Consider the following 19320-nt stretch of genomic DNA (forward strand, 5'->3'; position numbering starts at 1 on the left):
TTTATATTTAAATTAATTATTAACTTGTTTATTTAATAATGAGGCTATCAATATGAGTTTATATTTATCTAATGAAATGATCTCTTACGATATGGATTTGAATAGAAATGAAGGTGAAGAAAGTAAAATCCAAGCTAAGTTTATTCATGGAACTGATTTTACAATTGCATTTTGGACATTTAAACCTAATGCCGTTATCCCTGAGCATAAACACGAGCATGAGACTGCAACAACAATATTAAAGGGTTCACTCAAACTCACTGTTAATGATCGCATCGTATATTTACATGCAGGTGACTCTTTTATTATTCCCTCTTGGGCGATTCATCACGCTATTGCACTAGAGCCTTCTGAAGTTATTGATGTGTATACCCCAGTAAGAGAAGACTATGTCGCAAGACAAAATGGCATTATCAAAACCTATTTAGAGACCTCTCAACCACAAGAATAAGCGTGTAGCGAGGCTTAATCCTCGCTTATCTTTTCTCGTTAGTTATAGGAGTACTCGCAATGCTTAGCACTTATGATATTGATGTTTTGACTGGACGTAATGATAAAGCACACCAATTCGCTAACAATAAGCTATTAAATAATGTGGTTCCATTATCATGGCGACCTTCATCGTGGAAGGCATTACCGTCCAAACAACTACCAGAATATCCCGATATTCATGCACTGACTTATTGCCAAGAAAAATTAAAAAACAGTCCACCGTTAGTTCTAGCATCAGAAATAAGAGAATTTAAAAATTTATTAAAACTAGTAGCGAAAGGAGAAGCTTTTCTCCTTCAGGGGGGGGATTGCGCAGAATCTTTTGATAATTGCCAATCAACTATTATTCGAGATTTAACCTTTACCTTGGCACAAATGTCTGCATTGATAGAGCAATCAACCGGATTACCTGTGATAAAGTTGGCACGTATCGCGGGTCAATATGCCAAGCCTCGTAGCCAGCCTTTTGAAACACAAAACGGCTTAACCTTACCCAGCTATCGCGGTGAAATCATTAATGGTTTAGATTTCTCAACCAAAAGCAGAGAGCCTGAACCCTTAAGAATGATCACGGCTTATCATCATTCTGCGGTCACATTAAATTTGTTACGAGCAATGAATTGTACTCAATATGCGAGGCATAAAAACGCACTAGAGATTAAAACCTACCCAGGTTCAACAGAGCCAGCTCACTATTCTAATTTATTGGAGCAACTCTATCATTCTCAGCAATATATTATCAATAAATGTCCCGATACTTCCTCCTATTATATCAGCCATGAAGCATTACTTTTACATTATGAAGAGGCAATGAGCCGCCAAGATTCTGAAGATAATAAATGGTATAACTGCTCAGCGCACATGGTTTGGGTTGGAGAAAGAACAACCGATATTGATCACGCTCATATTGAATATCTTCGCGGGATAGAAAATCCTATTGGTATAAAATGTAGTTCAAGAATGTCAGGCGAAAAACTTATTTCGCTTATTGATAGGCTAAATCCTGAAAATGAAGTAGGTAAAATCATTTTAATTGTACGAATGGGAAAAGATGCCATTCATTCTCATCTACCTGAATTGGTTAAAGCCATACAACATCATCATCGTTCTGTTATCTGGCTTATTGATCCTATGCATGGCAATACACAGTCTACAAGCGCAGGTATCAAGACTCGCCATTTTCCTGATATTGCCTCAGAAACTCGTGCTTTTATTCATATTCTTCATGATATGGGGATTCAGGCAGGAGGAATACATTTAGAAATGACAGGACAGGAAGTCACGGAATGCACAGGTGGATTACAACAAATTAATCCTACAGACTTAAGTCATGGGTACCAAACGTTATGTGATCCTCGACTTAATCGAACACAATCATTAGAACTTGCTTTTCTTGTAGGACAACACTGGACAACAATGTCTTATAGCTAACTCTAAAATAATGAGATAAAAAAGCGCTTTGATAACATACCAAAGCGCTCCATCTTTGAATTATTTTTAGCTTATTACGATTAACGTGTTAATGCAGGTAATTCCGCTAAAGGCCAACGTGGTCTTACTGTCACACTTAACGGGCCTTCAGTACCGCCTTTAAAGCGGATCATGCCTGCTAGTGCAATCATTGCACCATTATCAGTACACAATTCAGGGCGCGCATAAAAAACTTCACCGTCTAATTGTTTCATTACGGTTTCCATTTTTGCACGCAATGTACGGTTAGCACTGACACCTCCCGCCATCACTAAACGTTTAAAACCAGTTTGTTCTAACGCTCTACGACATTTTATCGCCAGCGTATCAACAACCGCATCTTCAAATGCACGAGCAATATCCGCGCGAGTTTGGTCTGAATCATCATTTTGACGGATAGTATTCGCCGCAAAAGTTTTTAAACCTGAGAAACTAAAATCAAGTCCAGGTCTGTCGGTCATTGGACGAGGAAAAACAAAGCGACCTTCTGTACCTTGTTGTGCCATTTTCGATAATACTGGACCGCCAGGGTAATCTAATCCCAACAATTTTGCCGTTTTATCAAAAGCTTCACCAGCAGCATCATCAATAGATTCACCTAATAAGGTGTATTCGCCAATTCCCGTCACACTAATTAACTGTGTATGCCCACCAGAAACCAGAAGTGCGACAAATGGAAATTCAGGTGTTTTCTCTTCAAGCATAGGTGCCAATAAATGGCCTTCCATATGGTGAACAGGGATCGCAGGAACATCCCACGCAAAAGCTAATGAACGTCCAATAGTTGCGCCTACAAGCAACGCGCCAACAAGACCAGGGCCAGCGGTATAAGCAACCGCATCAATATCTTGTGCCGTAAGATTTGCTTCTTTTAGTGCCGCTTGAATAAGCGGTACTGTTTTACGGATATGATCCCGTGAAGCAAGCTCAGGAACGACACCACCATAATCAGCGTGCAGTTTAATTTGGCTATAAAGTTGATTCGCTAATAGACCGGCTTTATCATCGTAAATTGCGATACCGGTTTCATCGCAAGATGTTTCAATACCTAAAACTCGCATGACGCTTCCAAATTCTTCTTCGCGGACCCGCGTAATAAATCAATTGTACCATTATTTCGATGATTTTATACGCCTTCAACACATCTTTTACATACCAGCATGTGACAAATTCCTTTTTCTGTTCTATAATTATCCACCTATTTTAAATGATTTAAATGTGTGGTTAGCGATTTTCGCTTTTCGTGTTCTCCCCAAAAAGACACAAAAGTGAGAGTTTGCGTTTCAATTTTGTGCATCTCTTTACAAAGTGCCCTGCTTTGAAGTAAAATTCCGCACCATTTTAAATGTCGGCTGGCTAAAATAATGCCAGCGCAAACCGATTTCTATTGAGGTGAGAGGCACATGCCGGTAATCAAAGTACGTGAAAACGAGCCATTTGACGTTGCTCTTCGTCGTTTCAAACGCTCTTGTGAAAAAGCAGGCGTATTAGCAGAAGTTCGTCGTCGTGAGTTTTATGAAAAACCAACGACTGAACGTAAACGCGCTAAAGCATCAGCAGTAAAACGTCACGCTAAAAAATTAGCTCGCGAAAACGCACGTCGTACTCGTCTGTACTAATATTTTGCGGCTTATACCGCAACGTATGCAGACACTGTAGTCGCAGTTAAAGGCCGTGCTTTCTTCTGAGAGCGCGGCTTATTCTCGTTCAACAACAGGCGTAAAAGGGCTTATGGCTGGACGAATTCCACGTTCATTTATTAATGATTTGCTAGCTCGAACCGATATCATCGATCTTATCGACGCTCGCGTGCCGTTAAAAAAACAAGGCAAAAATCATTCAGCGTGTTGTCCGTTTCATAATGAAAAAACGCCCTCTTTCACAGTAAATAGCGACAAACAGTTTTACCACTGTTTTGGTTGCGGTGCGCATGGCAATGCTATTGATTTTTTGATGAATTACGACAGGCTCGATTTTGTCGAAACCATTGAAGAGTTAGCAGCAATGCATGGGTTAGAAGTTCCTTATGAATCAGGAACCGGCAGTAGCCCTATTGAACGACATATAAGACAAAATCTCTATCAAGTGATGGAGAAATTGAATCAGTATTATAGTAGTGCTCTTAATAAACCTGATGCACAGGAAGCAAGAAACTACCTTGCGCATCGTGGGCTGAGTGAAGATATTATTACCCGCTTTTCTATTGGATTTGTACCAACAGGTTGGGATAACGTCCTAAAACGTTTTGGTCAAAATGCCGATAATAAAGCCTTACTTATTGAAGCGGGTATGGTAATAACGAACGATAATGGTCGCACTTATGATCGTTTTCGCCAACGAGTCATGTTTCCTATCCGAGATAGACGTGGTCGTGTTATTGCCTTTGGTGGACGCGTTTTAGGTGATGATTTACCTAAATACTTAAACTCCCCAGAAACAGAGATATTCCATAAGGGACGTCAACTTTACGGACTTTATGAAGCGCAACAATCTAATAATAACGTCACAAAGCTATTAGTTGTTGAAGGTTATATGGATGTTGTGGCATTAGCGCAGTTTGGTATTGATTATGCCGTTGCCTCATTAGGAACCTCCACCACAGCAGAACATATCCAGTTGCTCTTTCGGACAACGGATAACATTATTTGCTGCTATGATGGAGATAGAGCTGGACGTGATGCCGCATGGCGAGCATTAGAAACCGCCCTTCCTTTTTTAAATGATGGCCGCTCTTTACGTTTTATGTTTTTACCCGAAGGTGATGATCCCGATTCATTGGTTCGTCGTGAAGGTAAAGAGGCTTTTGAAAAACGTATGGAACAAGCGCATTCATTATCAGAATTTTTATTTGATTCGCTCGTTCCTCAAGTGGATCTGAGTACTCAAGAAGGCAATGGGAAGCTATATAGTTTAGCCAGACCATTAATAGATAAGATCCCAAGTGAAACTTTACGTCTATATTTATTAAGAGAGCTTGGAAGCTTAACGGGAAATCCCGATATTGAGCAGATGGATCGTTTATTTGGTAGAGCGCCGGTTAACCACGAATTATCGTATCAACCGACAAAATTGCGCACAACACCAATGCGTATATTGATTGCCCTGCTGATACAAAATCCAGAATTCTCTAAATTAGTGCCCCCTCTTGAGGGATTAAATACAGAAAAAATTGCAGGTCTATCACTTTTTATTGAATTAGTTTCTGTTTGCCAAGCACAACCCGGTCTGAATACAGGACAGATTATCGAACTCTATCGAGAGAATAAATTCGGTAAACAGCTTGAAAAATTGGCAATGTGGAACGATATAGATATAGATGAGATCGCAGAGAAAACCTTTACAGACACGTTAGATCATCTTTTTTTAACTGCAATGGACGAACGTTTAAACGCGCTTATTGCGAAAGAGAGAACAGAAGGTCTGACGCAAGATGAACGCGAAGAAGTCCAATTGATAATACAGGCACGCGTTAAAAAGTAAACACAGAATTAAGATTAAAAACACGGCTTAATTGCCGCTATCGGTAGGTACTAAAAACCTACATTTGCTACGCTGAGGGGATCGTAGCAATCGACAATGAAAATGCCCCTCCGTAGTTATTGTTGGCTAAACAGTTATCGCCGACCGACACCAACCCAAATTACTTTGAAGTGTGGATACCGTCTTATGGAGCAAAACCCGCAGTCACAGCTGAAGCTACTTGTTACTAAAGGTAAGGAGCAAGGCTACCTGACCTATGCTGAGGTCAATGACCATCTGCCGGAAGATATCGTCGATTCAGATCAAATCGAAGACATCATCCAGATGATTAACGACATGGGCATTCAGGTTATGGAAGAAGCACCTGACGCCGATGATCTGATGCTGGCAGAAAATTCAAATGATACTGATGATGATGCTGCAGAAGCCGCCGCTCAGGTACTTTCTAGTGTAGAATCTGAGATTGGCCGTACAACCGACCCAGTACGTATGTATATGCGCGAAATGGGTACTGTTGAACTGCTCACCCGGGAAGGTGAAATTGATATCGCAAAACGCATTGAAGATGGTATTAACCAAGTTCAATGCTCTGTTGCAGAATATCCTGAAGCAATTACTTATCTTCTTGAACAGTACGATCGCGTTGAAGCTGGCGAAGCACGTCTTTCAGACTTAATTACTGCATTTATTGACCCTAATGCCGAAGAAATGGCAGAAAGTGAAGATGTCAACTTAGACAAAGATGATGATGAAGTTGACAACAGCGCTGAAGACGAAGATGAAGACGAAGATGAAGATGGCGACAATGACAGCGATAGCGATGATGATAACAGCATCGATCCTGAATTAGCGCGTCAGAAATTTACCGAGCTTCGTGAGCAATACGAAAAAACTCGCCAAACAATTAAGGCGAAAGGTCGTAACCACAAAGATACAGAGCTTGAAATCTTATTGTTATCTGAAATTTTCAAACAGTTCCGTTTAGTACCAAAACAGTTTGATTATTTGGTTAACAATATGCGTGAGATGATGGACAGAGTCCGTGCTCAAGAGCGTCACATCATGCGTCTTTGTGTTGATCAAGTTAAAATGCCAAAGAAAAACTTCATTACACTGTTTACAGGTAACGAAACCAATGACACATGGTTCACTGCTGCTCGTGCAATGAACAAACCTTGGTCTGAAAAGCTGGCAGGTATTGAAGAAGAAGTACAACGCAGTCTACAAAAACTGCAACAAATTGAAGTTGAAACTGGACTGACAATCGAACAGGTTAAAGATATTAACCGTCGTATGTCTATCGGTGAAGCAAAAGCACGTCGTGCGAAAAAAGAGATGGTCGAAGCAAACTTACGTCTCGTTATCTCTATCGCGAAAAAATATACCAACCGTGGCTTACAGTTCCTTGACCTAATACAGGAAGGGAATATCGGTCTAATGAAAGCGGTTGATAAATTTGAATACCGTCGTGGTTATAAGTTCTCAACTTATGCAACATGGTGGATCCGTCAGGCCATTACTCGTTCAATCGCTGATCAGGCGCGTACAATTCGTATCCCTGTTCACATGATCGAAACGATTAATAAACTGAACCGTATCTCTCGTCAAATGTTGCAAGAGATGGGACGTGAGCCTTCACCAGAAGAGCTAGCAGAACGCATGCTGATGCCTGAAGACAAGATCCGTAAGGTACTAAAAATTGCTAAAGAACCAATCTCCATGGAAACCCCAATCGGTGACGATGAAGATTCACATTTAGGTGATTTTATCGAGGATACAACGCTCGAATTACCTCTCGATTCTGCAACATCAGAAAGCTTACGTTCAGCAACTCACGAAGTGTTAGCGGGTTTAACATTACGTGAAGCGAAAGTTCTGCGTATGCGTTTTGGTATCGATATGAATACCGACCATACCTTGGAAGAAGTGGGTAAACAGTTTGATGTTACCCGTGAACGTATTCGTCAGATTGAAGCGAAGGCACTGCGTAAATTACGCCACCCAAGCCGTTCTGAAGTGTTACGTAGCTTCCTTGATGAGTAATCAACTTACTTTTCAATAAAAGTTATATTAAACGCCTGTGGTATCACAGGCGTTTTTTTATGGAATTTCAATACAGTATCGGCAATCGACTTAATCTACGATAGATTTCATCTACACCTATTTATAAAAAATAGCCTTATTATTTATATTATTGTACCTGTACGTCCGCTTCTCCATACAAACATTAAACTATGTTATTGATATCACAGTTATTCTCTATTTTATTTTTTTATTGTTTAGATTGAACAGAATTTGCGCATACAGTCATTCAAAGGCTAGACCTCACGCCAAATGGCACGTATAATCTCACTCCATCAGGCCCCTTAGCTCAGTTGGTTAGAGCAGTCGACTCATAATCGATTGGTCACTGGTTCAAGTCCAGTAGGGGCCACCAAATTTAGCTATTAAATCAGCGCATTAAGCCACTTCTTAGCAAGTGGCTTTTTTGTTTCTATGGACAAAGCTGAATGTTGCGCTATTTTTCTAATTATCCACTATAACCTTCTATAAAACCCCTACTCCACATTTTGATATCACTCATCCATCTTTGTTGTTCAATATCCTCAATATCAATTTATATAAAATGATAGCTGTATTTAAGGTATCTGTATTTAAGAAGCCTGTATCGAATTCACCCTTTACAAGAAAAGTGATATCTCTTTTTACATTTATACTTTTATAACCATATTAGAACATCTGAATTGGAATTTCTGAATTAGAATATCTAAATCTTTTTTTGATTTATTCAATTCTGAGATGATAAAGCGAAATGGTAAATCACAGAAGAAATAAATCCCTTGTTTTATCAATTCTAAATTTTCATAAATTTATTTTAGATAAAAAATCGAATTTTGAGTTATAGATAATATCTAATAATGCCTAGAATCATAAAAAAAACTCAATATAAAATAAATCATAAAAAGAAAACTTCATAAAAAACCAATTGTTAAATTCAATTAACTTTTATTTAAAACAAACTTCACTTACTAGTTTATAGTGTAAATAATTAAAAATAAAAAAAAGTAAACTTATTTTTTTACAAAAATAAATTACAAGTTAATTGTGTATTTTTCATAATATTTACTCGTTATTATATTTTTATAAAAAACTAAAAAAACAAATAAAATGAGTATTTGAGCATTTTTAAAATAATGCAACCACATGTTATATTTATATAATATAAAAAACATATTTAAACGACAATCTAATAGAGAACAACAATTAATGACTTAAATAGAAAAGAAATAAATTAATATACACTTATTGAGTGTTTTGTTTTTAATGAAATATTACAATCACCCAATTTTCAGTGTCTTGATTTTATAAAACATCTCGAGTAACTTATTTAGTCAAGAACGTAATGAAGGAAATTATTTTATTGTGTTCATTAAAAATGACTAGACATAAAACGACTAGACATAAAACAATATAAATAGGTAAATAGGCCATGTGATTTCTATAATAAATGTGATATTAGACTTTTTCATAAAATGATTGGAAAAGAAAAAATAGAGTTCGTAAAAAACGTTTCATGAGTTAATGACTGATGACAAGTAAAAACTGGCTGAGTTATTAAATACCCAAAAAAAACAAACGTTTAGATAAAAATGTAATGTTTTAATATTACAGCCAATATACTCGTTATTATACTTAATATCCTAAACGTCTCTATTGATGAATTTATCAAAAATGTATATTTAGATATTTTTGATAAGAACATCTGAAACTAATAATTTCCTTAATCCTTTTATTTAAATAAATATTACATACTAAATAAGTTTTATTTTCATATTAAGCTAAAAACTTATTCCATTAGCATTTACCTTAATGGGTAAACATAATATTCCTTTATTTAAAATTAAAAGGAAAATTATGCTTATCTTATTATGGAGATAAGATGCTTATGTCCATCATTCTTTAAAGTGTTCATCCGTTAAAGTTAATAAGATGTTATTTATATTATAGAGGAAAAGTATGAAAAAGGTTATTCTTGCTACTTTAATTACTACTGCCGTAGCTTTAAGTTCGTCAGCATTTGCTGCTGGTGGACAAGGTCAAGGTTCTGGTCAAGTTAAATTCCACGGTTATATTATTGATGCTCCATGCTCAATAGAATCAGATAATCCAATCGAAGTTGATTTCGGTCAAATATCTCGTAAAGCACTGACCGCGAATAATAACACCGGTGAAAGTCATGTTAGAACATTTAGCATTGAATTAGCTGACTGTGATATTTCTGACTTAACTGAAAAACAAGTTACTACTACATTTAGCTTCACTGATGCAGGTCAAGATACCAACTTAGTTGGATTTGATGGTAAAGAAGCAATGGGTGCTGGTATTGTAATTACTTCTGGTAACAACAAAGTATTGAACAACGTTGCCACTAAACCACACAAATTAACTACTGGTCCTAACTCTCTACAATTCGCTTCTTATGTGAAAGGTCTAGGTGGTGCAGCTGATGACGCTATTAAAGTCGGTGAATTCTACGCAACCGCTAACTTTACTTTAGCATACCAATAAGAAATAGCAGGTCAGTTTTATATTAATAAAACTGACCTGTTCTGCTAATTGGAACTATTAATGAAAAAATGGATATCTCTTTTATCATTATTATTAGTCACTTCATATACGTATTCGTCCACAGAACCAGGACATGGTCGAGTCGATATGAGGGGGACTATAGTTGAGACACCCTGCTTAATTGATACAGGAAGTGAGGATCAATCAATAAATTTAGGTATTATTCCTATTTCATATATGTCTCAATATGGCGCATCACCAGAAAAAACATTTTCAATTAAATTGATAGATTGTCAGTTAGTGTCAACAGAAAAAGAAAACTTTCTGTGGGAAAGTTTCGATGTAACTTTTGATGGTGCTAATAATGGTAATTATTATACCGTCAATGGAGATGCAAAAGGCGTTGTTTTACAAATAAAAGATACCCGTGAGCAATTAGCTATACCAGGGAAGAGTATGGATAAAATACAAATCTCACCTGGGGATATGCTTTTAAATTATAAATTAAGACTTATTACTGATGGCTCAGATATAAAAGCTGGTGATTTTCATACTATTATTATTTATAGAATCAGTTATTACTAATTCTAATTATTCGGATAATCATAATGTTATTATTGAAAATAAAAAATGTATTAGTAAGGAAACTGATCATAATAAGTGCCTTTTTTATTTTTAATCCGGCATATTCAAACGCATTTGAATTTAGTGCAAATATGTTTAATTTAGAAGATGGCGAAAATATTGATGTCACTCAGTTTTCTAAATCAGGGTATATTCTACCAGGAACCTACACATTAAAAATTCAGCTTAACGAAAATGTTATTGCTGAACAACCAATCACTTTTTATGCTGATGAATCTCGAGAAACAGGTAGCTCAGTCTGTTTATCACCAGAACAAGTTTCATTATTAGCCCTAAAACCAGAAATACTGAAACAAACCACTTGGCTAAATGATGGAAGTTGCCTTGATTGGAGTTCACTCTCTGGTGCAACTTATACGGGTGATCTTAGTACATTGACATTACATATTAGTATGCCTCAAGCCTATATTGAATATTCAGATGCAACATGGGAGCCCGCTTCACGTTGGGATGAAGGTATCTCTGGACTTATATTTGACTACAATATAAATGCTAAAACACATAGACCCCATAAGTCAGGAAATAATACATATTCGTTAAATAGTAATGGTGTTGCTGGTATTAACTTAGGTGTTTGGCGTGTTCGTGGTGATTGGCAAGGACGTTTAAACCATGATACAGGCTCTCAAGATGCTGTAAATACAGATTTTAAGTGGAGCCGATTTTATGCTTATCGTGCAATTTCCCAGCTAAAAGCTAAATTAACGTTGGGAGAAGTTTATTTAGAATCAGATCTATTTGATACATTTAGATTTATTGGTGCGGTATTAGGTTCTGACTTATCTATGTTACCACCCAATTTACGTGGGTATGCTCCAGAGGTTAATGGTGTCGCACAGACCAGTGCTCAAGTCATTATTTCGCAACAAGGACGAATTATTTATCAGACTCAAGTTGCCGCCGGACCTTTTAGCATTCAAGATTTAAGTAGTGCAGTTAGTGGTACTTTAGACGTTAGAGTTGAAGAGCAAGATGGACGTGTTCAAGAGTATCAAGTTAATACTGCAACAATCCCTTATCTCACTCGTCCTGGACAAGTGAGATATAAAGTCGGTTTTGGACGCCCAGCAGATATGGATCACCGAGTTAATGGGGATGTATTTGCCACTGGTGAGTTCTCATGGGGGGTAACAAACGGCTGGTCATTATTTGCAGGTAGTATTAATAGCCAAAATTATAATGCGTTTTCTGTTGGTTTTGGACGTGATTTACTTGTATTGGGTGCACTGTCATTTGATGTAACTCAATCTATTGCTAAGCTTTATAATGGTGGTGACAAGGATAAGTACCAAGGTCGTTCATATCGAATCAGTTATTCGAAAAGGTTTGATGATATAGATAGCCAAATACAATTTGCTGGATACCGTTTTTCTGAACGTGATTTTATGAGCATGTCTCAATTTTTAGATGCTCAACAAAATAATGGTGTTCGGGATAATCACCAAAAAGAATTATATACCGTTACACTAAGTAAAAACTTTAGAGATTATCGACTTTCAACAGGTTTAAATTATCGTTACCAAACATATTGGAATCAGCCTGACCAAAACCGTTATGATTTCACTGCAATAAAATATTTTGATATCGGTAATTATAAAAATTTATCTTTATCATTAAGTCTCTTTAAAAATAAAAGTAATTGGGGTAATGACCAAGGTGCTTATGTAAGTATGACCATGCCTTGGGGAACTGGTGGTAATTTAAGTTATAGTTCAAACATTGATAATGATAATAATATTTCAAATAGCGTTGGCTTCTTCAATCGCATTGATGACAACACTTCATATAGAATAAGTGCGGGTAATCAACGTAAAGGTGCTCTTGCTAATGCTTATATTTATCATGAAATGAATAATGCTAAGTTAAGTGCGACTGCAGATTATGTTCATAATCAATATACGGCATTTGGTTTGAATATGCAGGGTGGTTTGACTATGACAATGAATGGTGGGGCCATACATAGAAGTAGTTTACCTGGTGGTACACGTCTGTTAGTTGATACCGATGGTGTTGCAAATATCCCAGTTCAAGGATATAGCACTCCTGTCTATACAAATGCTTTCGGCAAGGCCGTCTTACCTGAAGTGAATAGTTATTATAAAAATAAAATTAAAATTGATATTAATAACCTTCCTGAGAATGCTGAGGTTAATGACAACGTATTATTAGCAACGTTGACTGAAGGTGCTATTGGTTATCGTAAATTTGAAGTTAATTCAGGTATGAAATTAATGGTTGTTATTAGATTAAGTGATGGAAGTTATCCTCCTTTTGCAGCTCAAATAACGAATTCAAAAGATAGAAATACCGGCATCGTAGGTGAATTTGGTAATGCTTATATAACAGGTATTAATCCAAATGAATCAATGACTGTTAGCTGGGATGGAAATAAAAAATGCCAAATTAATTTCCCTGATAAAATAGAAAACAATGGCCAATCTTTAATACTAGTATGTTCCGATGTTATGGAATAAAAATTAATTCTAATAGAGCTGACGTTATGACTATTCTAAATAAAAATTTTTGTATCGGGTTATTATGTGTTATTTCCACGAGTGCACAAGCAGCACTTTCCTTAGACCGTACACGAGTGATATTTGAAGGAGATAAAAAATCTGTTTCTTTAAATGTTGCAAATACAAGTGAAAAACTACCTTATCTTGCTCAAGCGTGGATAGAAAATGATAAGGGCGTTAAAATTCAGTCGCCATTTGTTGTTGTTCCTCCTGTACAGCGAGTTGAACCTGGAAAACCGACGCAAGTTAAAATAGAAGCTATTAATGTCTTACAAGCATTACCTCAAGACAGAGAAAGTATATTTTATTTTAATCTAAGAGAGATCCCACCTAAGAGTGAAAAAGTTAATGTATTGCAACTAGCGTTACAAACTAAAATTAAGCTTTTCTATAGACCAGAAAAGTTAATTATGAGTGGAACGGATATTATTAATAATCCATGGCAAGAAAAAGTAGTGCTACAAGAAAATGGTAGTAACTACACTGTTGAAAATCCAACTCCATATTATGTCACTATTGTTAATATGGCAAAGGATGAAAAAAGTAAAACAGATCCTAATTTCAATCCAATCATGTTAGCGCCATTTGGTAAAGATACTATAAATGTTAATCCATCAGTATTAGGTTCTAAACCTGTGATTACGTATATTAATGATTATGGTGGACGTTCTCATGTATCTTTTTCTTGTGTAAGCAATAAATGCGCTGTAAAAGAAAAAGGCTAATGATGAAACTATCAAATTTTATTTTGTATAAAGTTGTTGGATTAGTTGTTTTTTCTTTATCTTTAAATGCAATGGCACAAAAAGATCCCAATCAAACGCTATTCCGACCATACACTAGTACTGAAGGTATTGATGGTGCTAAAGGGCAACTTTATGTTTATGGCTCTCTTGTTGAAAGTCCTTGCAAATTGGCAATGACATCTAAATATCAAGAAATTGATTTAGGTATTATTGGTACTGCTGAACTTCAAAATATTGGGAAAGTGGGTAAATCAATACCTTTTTCTATTGAACTAATAGATTGTATTAGAACACCAGCAAGTGCAACAAATAAAAAGCTGGATACTTCTTTTTGGAGTCATATTCAACCATCTGTTAAAATAAAATTTTATGCCAAAACAGTTCCTTTTTACCCTAATCTAGTTTCTGTTACTGGCGCAGAAGGTTTTGGTTTATCTATTCTTGATAAAGATAAGAAGACAATATCGTTGAATGAATATACGACACCTGAGATTTTGCAGCCTGGTCAAAATATTTTGACTTACAATTTAGCGCCTGTACGAATCTCTCAAGATTTAAAAGCGAGCAACTATACAGCGATTATTTACTTTTTACTATCTTATGAATAGAGATATTTATTATGAAAATGATAAAAGAAATAATTTTAATAATATTTGTTCTTATTTTTATACCTAATATTTCCTATTCTGCTTCTTCAGGAATAAATCAGACCAGCATCTATATTCATGGTTCAATATTAAACGCGCCTTGTAAAATAAGAAATAAGATTATAGATGTAGAATTTGGCGAAATTATTGGCAAATATCTTTATATACACGATAGAACACGTAGTATCCCTTTTTCTATTGAATTAGATGATTGTAAAACTTATATAGCCAATTCTGTTATTGTTACTTTTACTGGGAAGCCTTCTTCCGGTGAGGGACTAGGTGGTTTTCTTGCATTGGATAGCAGTAGTGTCGCCTCTGGGGTAGGGGTTGGTATAGAAACAGATAGTGGAAAATTTTTACCCCTAAACCAAAGTACAAAGGCTATGGGCTTAATTAGTGGCTATAACGTTTTAGCTTTTAAAGCCTTTGTTAAAGGTGATGATAGAGTATTAAGAGATAAGTCACTCGGTTTTGGTGAGTTTTTGGCGACAGCGACATTCGTATTGGAATATCCATAAGGTCATATATTATGAGAAAGTTACTTGTATTTCTATTATTTTTTCCTATGCTATCTTTTGCTAACAATGCTTGGTATGTAAGTATTCCTAAATATAGAATTAATCCAAGTGCTCCAGAAACTAAACAGTTCGAATATACTTCAGTTTTATATTTAAGTGAAGAAGGTTTAAAATCAAAAGAACCTTTAAATGCTAATTGTTCGAGAGGGTGTTGGGTAGGCGTAAACACGCAGACTTTATCTCGTGGTCCTGGTGATGAGCGTTATCTAGATCCAGAACAAGAAAATATTTATTTTAGAGGTAGAACTGTTGGTGACGCTTTAACAGCAATGTATGAGCGTTTGGGTTCCTACTATTATGTAAACCAAGCAACAGCACCAAATAGAATAGGTGAAGGTATCGTGTGGTGTGGAGCAATTGGTATATCTACATCAGGTGCTGATATGTCATATAAAATAATGTCTGGGGGCGAGTGCAGTAGTCTACCTAATCCGCCTGATGTAGAATGTTCTTTAGAAACCGCTGGTATTGATTTGGATCACCGCGAACTCGTTGCAGATGAAGCTGAAGGAAATACGGTGTCTGGTGATTTTATCATTCGTTGCAACCAAAATGCTCAGATGTATTTATCGTTAATGAGTCCTAATGAAGAAAATAGTAATCCTAATATAGGTACTAGAGTAAGATTAAAAGAAAATGAACTATATAGCTTACTCACTATTAATGATAAACCCGCTGTAAATAGGACTCTGTTCAATCTATCTGCTAAGGATAACAGATTTACGGTTACATCTACTCTTTTCACTCCTACAGGTCAAGTAGAGCCTGGACCATTCTCAGCTTTTGCTTATGTTATTATGTCGTATGTATAAAATTTTATACATGCATCTCGAGTGAGTTGTTGTGTAAAAGTGGTTTGTTTAAACTTTTATACAAAACTCACTTTTTAAAGACCGACCTTTTTATCTGATATACCGCATATTTTTATTTCTCACTATCAACAGATCTCCCATACTGATAGAACAAAAAGGAAAAAGCTCACTCTACTATCTCGAGCAAAGTGAGCTTATTTTACTATACGATATTGAGTGACTAATTTGACTTATTAGTTTTGTTCTTTAACCTTAAAGATTGATACTTTATCTGTTAAGTTTTGTGCTTTCTCATCTAAAATCATTGTCGAAGTTGCACCTTGTTCAACTAATGCCGCATTTTGCTGAACAACAGAATCCATTTGGTTAATGGCTACTGCGATCTGTTCAATACCCACTTTTTGCTCTTCTGATGCAATACTAATACCCTGCATAATATCGCTGACTTTAGTAATAGAAGAAACGATCTCTTGCATATGTTCCCCCGTTTTATTAACCAACTCTCTACCATGCGCAACATCCGCAACAGATTCTCTGATAATTTGGTTAATTTCACGCGCCGCATCTGCACTTCTTGCAGCTAGATTTCTCACTTCTGTTGCAACAACCGTAAATCCACGGCCTTGCTCACCTGCACGCGCCGCTTCAACGGCTGCATTTAACGCCAGAATATTCGTTTGGCTTGCGATGTTATTAACCACATCATTGATTTCAGCAACTTTTAATGTTCCTATCTCGATTTTCTTCATCGAGTTAATTGCATCATTCATAATGTTAGAACCATCAATCGCTAAATCGCGTGTCTCTGCAGTAATGGAGTTTGCTAAAATCGCATTATCAGTATTATTCACCACTGCTATTTTTATCTCTTCCATACTTGCGGCTGTTTGTTGCAGAGCACTTGCTTGCTCCTCTGTACGAGAAGAGAGATCTTGGTTACCAGAAGCAATTTCTGCTGAACCTTTTTTGATCTCTAGTGCTTCTTCTTTAACAAGTTGAATCGTTGATGTTAGCGCCGTTTGCATATCCCCCACATTAGAGAATAAAGTGCCAAACTCATCATTTCGTTTCTTAGGCAGTGTGAAACTTAAATCACCCTCTCCCACTTTCTGCAAAATAGCTGACAGCGTATTCAAATTAAAGATAAACGTTTTATTTACCCAGCGAATGACAATATAAAGAAGCACCAGAATGATCCCCAACGCAATGATAGTCGTATAAAGTGACAACTGCACCATCCAAGCTTGCTGTGCTTTAATATCATCATTTACACCTTTAGTGATGATAAGATATTCATCAAAAAGATCAGATAACCGATTGAAGTCACTGGAAAGGTTTGATTCTGTATAATCTAGCGTATCAATAGGTGCAATAAGTTCATCTAGAAGATAATAGAATAATACGGATAGTTGTTCTGAATTACGTTGAGCATCAGGGCTTATCTTCTTCACACCGACCCAATGTGTAATCGTTGCTTTTGATTTTTCTGCAAGCTCTTTCGCTTCAGCAACCAGTGATTTAATTGTTTCTTGCTTGTTCTCATCCGTCATCGTTTTCAACAACATGAGGTAGTTAACGTGAGAACGAATCGTCGCTAATTCATACCTTGCTTCTTGAACACTATTCAATCTGGTATTCAAGGAATCCAATGATGCGAAGTTTTCTTGCATTCTATAAATAAAAAACGACGACAATACAGATGATAATAAGAAAATGGCTAACAGTATGATAGAACCTACTTTAGCTGATCTTTCAATACTCATGAAATAATCTACCCCGGCAATAAAATAATACAAATGTACTCATTTATCGGCACGAAATAGATTTTATTTACTTATTAATCAGAATTATCGATACAAACACTTATTACAATTCTCAATCAATGATGCTAATTAGTTTTTTACTCTATTTTCAAACTCTTAATGCAGATCATATACCATAATGAAATAGTATTTCAGTGTTATTAATTGGCTTGTTGCGAGGGGTTGATTTTGATTAAAAAGAAAAATGGGTAAAAAATTTAAGTTCACCACAACACAATAAACACGGTTTAGAAATTAAAAAATCTTAAGTATTTTTACGGTTTAATGCATAAATTTGAAGTAAATAGTTTAAGAAAAAGCTATAAATTGAGTATAAATACCTAGCATACTATTAACAAAAAACTATTATCATTAAAATGAATAAAATAAGGACTCTATTTATATATCTACGCTCTTATAGTAAGAAACCAGCAAGACTAGAAAATAAGCTAACCATCATTACAACTAATACTTAAAGTTAAACTCACGTTCTTAGTATAGGCCAATCAAACGCTTTCCTTTTTAATATCTCTCCAAAAATGATTGTGTTAGATCAATTTTTACCTTTTCCTCCATTAAGTTAAAAATAGGGTTAAACATTTTATTTAGAAAGACACATAATCTATTTTCATCATATTACCCAAGTTTTAATTTTATTCAGAGGATTCTTACCCCTCATATTTTTCACAGATACTCATAATGCGTGTAAATCTATTTAATTACAATAAGTAACCCTTTCATATAATTCATCTTATAAAGATTAAAAATGAAACATAAAATGACATATGGCTCATCAAACCCTATTTTCCACCCAAAGAAAAATCATATAATGATTATCAAAATTAGTTATCAGTTTCATTAAATTACTTAACGTATTGATATACTTATCACTTACTAAAAGTTAAGTATAACCTTACAATAATTACTCTCTCAATAGGTGAAACCTATTATAAATAGTAATCGCATAGGGTAAATCATTTTTACGCAATAATTGATGTGTAATATAGTTATTTAAACTTAAATGACTAATTTTAATATGTGATAACTTCTATATATATTAGACCTCATGTTATTGGAATTAACTTATGAACGATCTAGACACTAAAGTAGGTTTTTTTTTTAAGAAGGCTAGAAAAGAGAAAAAATTATCAGGTCGTGAACTGGCAAAAATAATCTCTGTCAGCCAACAACAAATATCCCGTTATGAAAACGGTAAAAATAGCATGTCTCTTACCTTAATAAATAAGTTACTTATTATTTTTGATAAGACATGGGATGATTTGAATCGTGAAGTAATAAGCACTTATAACCAAAAAGGAACAAGCTTACAATCTAAAAAAAAGGATTATAAATGTAATGCAAGTGTTATTAGTCAGCTAAATTAAAAAACATTTAACACACTCGCATAAAGGCTACGACAAATAATTAACCATGAAAATAAAACATTTCATTATGTTTTATTTTCATGAGCCATTATCTTTATAAAATAGAGGTATTAGCAACAGACAAACTATTACTTTGCATAAAAATAAAACTTATTAGGAAAATAAAAAATACTTA

General features: G+C 35.5%; 15 protein-coding genes and 1 tRNA gene. 14 read left to right on the plus strand and 2 right to left on the minus strand.

Going from position 1 to position 19320, the window contains the following annotated elements; all coding sequences use genetic code 11:
• Positions 1–52: 52 nt before the first annotated feature.
• Both SB028_RS16070 and SB028_RS16075 read left to right on the plus strand, forming a co-directional pair.
• On the plus strand, positions 53–451 hold the full coding sequence (locus tag SB028_RS16070; RefSeq protein WP_069369654.1) for a cupin domain-containing protein: 399 nt from the start codon (positions 53–55) through the stop codon (positions 449–451).
• A 59-nt stretch (positions 452–510) separates the two neighbouring features.
• Positions 511–1923: a 3-deoxy-7-phosphoheptulonate synthase class II gene (locus SB028_RS16075; RefSeq protein WP_069369655.1), complete on the plus strand. Its 1413-nt coding sequence runs from the start codon at positions 511–513 to the stop codon at positions 1921–1923.
• Between the two features lie 80 nt (positions 1924–2003).
• Here SB028_RS16075 and tsaD read toward each other — a convergent pair whose 3' ends face one another.
• Complete coding sequence (gene tsaD, locus SB028_RS16080) at positions 2004–3023, minus strand: tRNA (adenosine(37)-N6)-threonylcarbamoyltransferase complex transferase subunit TsaD (RefSeq protein ID WP_069369656.1); 1020 nt, start codon at positions 3021–3023, stop codon at positions 2004–2006.
• Between the two features lie 342 nt (positions 3024–3365).
• Between tsaD and rpsU the strand changes: the two genes are divergently transcribed.
• The 11 genes from rpsU (at position 3366) to SB028_RS16135 (ending at position 15958) form a co-directional block, all read left to right on the plus strand.
• Positions 3366–3581 carry a 30S ribosomal protein S21 gene (rpsU, locus tag SB028_RS16085; RefSeq protein WP_001144069.1) on the plus strand — a complete coding sequence of 72 codons (216 nt, stop codon included), beginning with the start codon at positions 3366–3368 and terminating at the stop codon, positions 3579–3581.
• A gap of 112 nt (positions 3582–3693) precedes the next feature.
• A complete protein-coding gene (gene dnaG, locus SB028_RS16090; RefSeq protein WP_069369800.1) occupies positions 3694–5442 on the plus strand; it encodes a DNA primase in 1749 nt (582 codons plus the stop codon).
• A gap of 186 nt (positions 5443–5628) precedes the next feature.
• On the plus strand, positions 5629–7485 hold the full coding sequence (rpoD, locus tag SB028_RS16095; RefSeq protein WP_069369657.1) for an RNA polymerase sigma factor RpoD: 1857 nt from the start codon (positions 5629–5631) through the stop codon (positions 7483–7485).
• Positions 7486–7802: 317 nt separating this feature from the next.
• Positions 7803–7879, plus strand: a tRNA-Ile gene (locus SB028_RS16100).
• A 1580-nt stretch (positions 7880–9459) separates the two neighbouring features.
• Positions 9460–10011: a fimbrial protein gene (locus SB028_RS16105; protein WP_069369658.1), complete on the plus strand. Its 552-nt coding sequence runs from the start codon at positions 9460–9462 to the stop codon at positions 10009–10011.
• Between the two features lie 60 nt (positions 10012–10071).
• On the plus strand, positions 10072–10596 hold the full coding sequence (locus tag SB028_RS16110) for a fimbrial protein (protein ID WP_077885159.1): 525 nt from the start codon (positions 10072–10074) through the stop codon (positions 10594–10596).
• 131 nt (positions 10597–10727) lie between these two features.
• Positions 10728–13130, plus strand: coding sequence for an outer membrane usher protein (locus tag SB028_RS16115; RefSeq protein WP_171729956.1), 2403 nt, complete (start codon positions 10728–10730; stop codon positions 13128–13130).
• A gap of 26 nt (positions 13131–13156) precedes the next feature.
• Positions 13157–13897, plus strand: a complete 741-nt coding sequence (locus SB028_RS16120) for a fimbria/pilus periplasmic chaperone (protein ID WP_069369660.1) — start codon at positions 13157–13159, stop codon at positions 13895–13897.
• Complete coding sequence (locus SB028_RS16125) at positions 13897–14526, plus strand: fimbrial protein (RefSeq protein WP_171729957.1); 630 nt, start codon at positions 13897–13899, stop codon at positions 14524–14526. Before SB028_RS16120 ends, SB028_RS16125 begins: the two co-directional genes overlap by 1 nt.
• An 11-nt stretch (positions 14527–14537) precedes the next feature.
• On the plus strand, positions 14538–15086 hold the full coding sequence (locus SB028_RS16130) for a fimbrial protein (RefSeq protein WP_069369662.1): 549 nt from the start codon (positions 14538–14540) through the stop codon (positions 15084–15086).
• 11 nt (positions 15087–15097) lie between these two features.
• Positions 15098–15958 carry a hypothetical protein gene (locus SB028_RS16135; RefSeq protein ID WP_260663817.1) on the plus strand — a complete coding sequence of 287 codons (861 nt, stop codon included), beginning with the start codon at positions 15098–15100 and terminating at the stop codon, positions 15956–15958.
• Between the two features lie 233 nt (positions 15959–16191).
• Here SB028_RS16135 and SB028_RS16140 read toward each other — a convergent pair whose 3' ends face one another.
• Positions 16192–17721, minus strand: a complete 1530-nt coding sequence (locus SB028_RS16140; RefSeq protein WP_069369664.1) for a methyl-accepting chemotaxis protein — start codon at positions 17719–17721, stop codon at positions 16192–16194.
• Between the two features lie 1124 nt (positions 17722–18845).
• On the opposite strand from SB028_RS16140, the gene SB028_RS16145 reads away from it, so the two are divergent.
• Positions 18846–19145 (plus strand): helix-turn-helix domain-containing protein, encoded by a 300-nt coding sequence (locus SB028_RS16145; protein WP_069369665.1) that lies wholly within the window; start codon positions 18846–18848, stop codon positions 19143–19145.
• Positions 19146–19320 lie beyond the last annotated feature (175 nt).

The organism is Proteus vulgaris, assembly GCF_033708015.1.
Classification (GTDB): domain Bacteria; phylum Pseudomonadota; class Gammaproteobacteria; order Enterobacterales; family Enterobacteriaceae; genus Proteus.

Excerpts from the sequence above, each read along its gene's own strand:
- SB028_RS16070 (WP_069369654.1), top strand. The coding sequence starts at position 53 with ATGAGTTTATATTTATCTAATGAAATGATCTCTTACGATATGGATTTG.
- SB028_RS16075 (WP_069369655.1), top strand. The coding sequence starts at position 511 with ATGCTTAGCACTTATGATATTGATGTTTTGACTGGACGTAATGATAAA.
- tsaD (WP_069369656.1), bottom strand. The coding sequence starts at position 3,023 with ATGCGAGTTTTAGGTATTGAAACATCTTGCGATGAAACCGGTATCGCA.
- rpsU (WP_001144069.1), top strand. The coding sequence starts at position 3,366 with ATGCCGGTAATCAAAGTACGTGAAAACGAGCCATTTGACGTTGCTCTT.
- dnaG (WP_069369800.1), top strand. The coding sequence starts at position 3,694 with ATGGCTGGACGAATTCCACGTTCATTTATTAATGATTTGCTAGCTCGA.
- rpoD (WP_069369657.1), top strand. The coding sequence starts at position 5,629 with ATGGAGCAAAACCCGCAGTCACAGCTGAAGCTACTTGTTACTAAAGGT.
- SB028_RS16105 (WP_069369658.1), top strand. The coding sequence starts at position 9,460 with ATGAAAAAGGTTATTCTTGCTACTTTAATTACTACTGCCGTAGCTTTA.
- SB028_RS16110 (WP_077885159.1), top strand. The coding sequence starts at position 10,072 with ATGAAAAAATGGATATCTCTTTTATCATTATTATTAGTCACTTCATAT.
- SB028_RS16115 (WP_171729956.1), top strand. The coding sequence starts at position 10,728 with ATGTTTAATTTAGAAGATGGCGAAAATATTGATGTCACTCAGTTTTCT.
- SB028_RS16120 (WP_069369660.1), top strand. The coding sequence starts at position 13,157 with ATGACTATTCTAAATAAAAATTTTTGTATCGGGTTATTATGTGTTATT.
- SB028_RS16125 (WP_171729957.1), top strand. The coding sequence starts at position 13,897 with ATGATGAAACTATCAAATTTTATTTTGTATAAAGTTGTTGGATTAGTT.
- SB028_RS16130 (WP_069369662.1), top strand. The coding sequence starts at position 14,538 with ATGAAAATGATAAAAGAAATAATTTTAATAATATTTGTTCTTATTTTT.
- SB028_RS16135 (WP_260663817.1), top strand. The coding sequence starts at position 15,098 with ATGAGAAAGTTACTTGTATTTCTATTATTTTTTCCTATGCTATCTTTT.
- SB028_RS16140 (WP_069369664.1), bottom strand. The coding sequence starts at position 17,721 with ATGAGTATTGAAAGATCAGCTAAAGTAGGTTCTATCATACTGTTAGCC.
- SB028_RS16145 (WP_069369665.1), top strand. The coding sequence starts at position 18,846 with ATGAACGATCTAGACACTAAAGTAGGTTTTTTTTTTAAGAAGGCTAGA.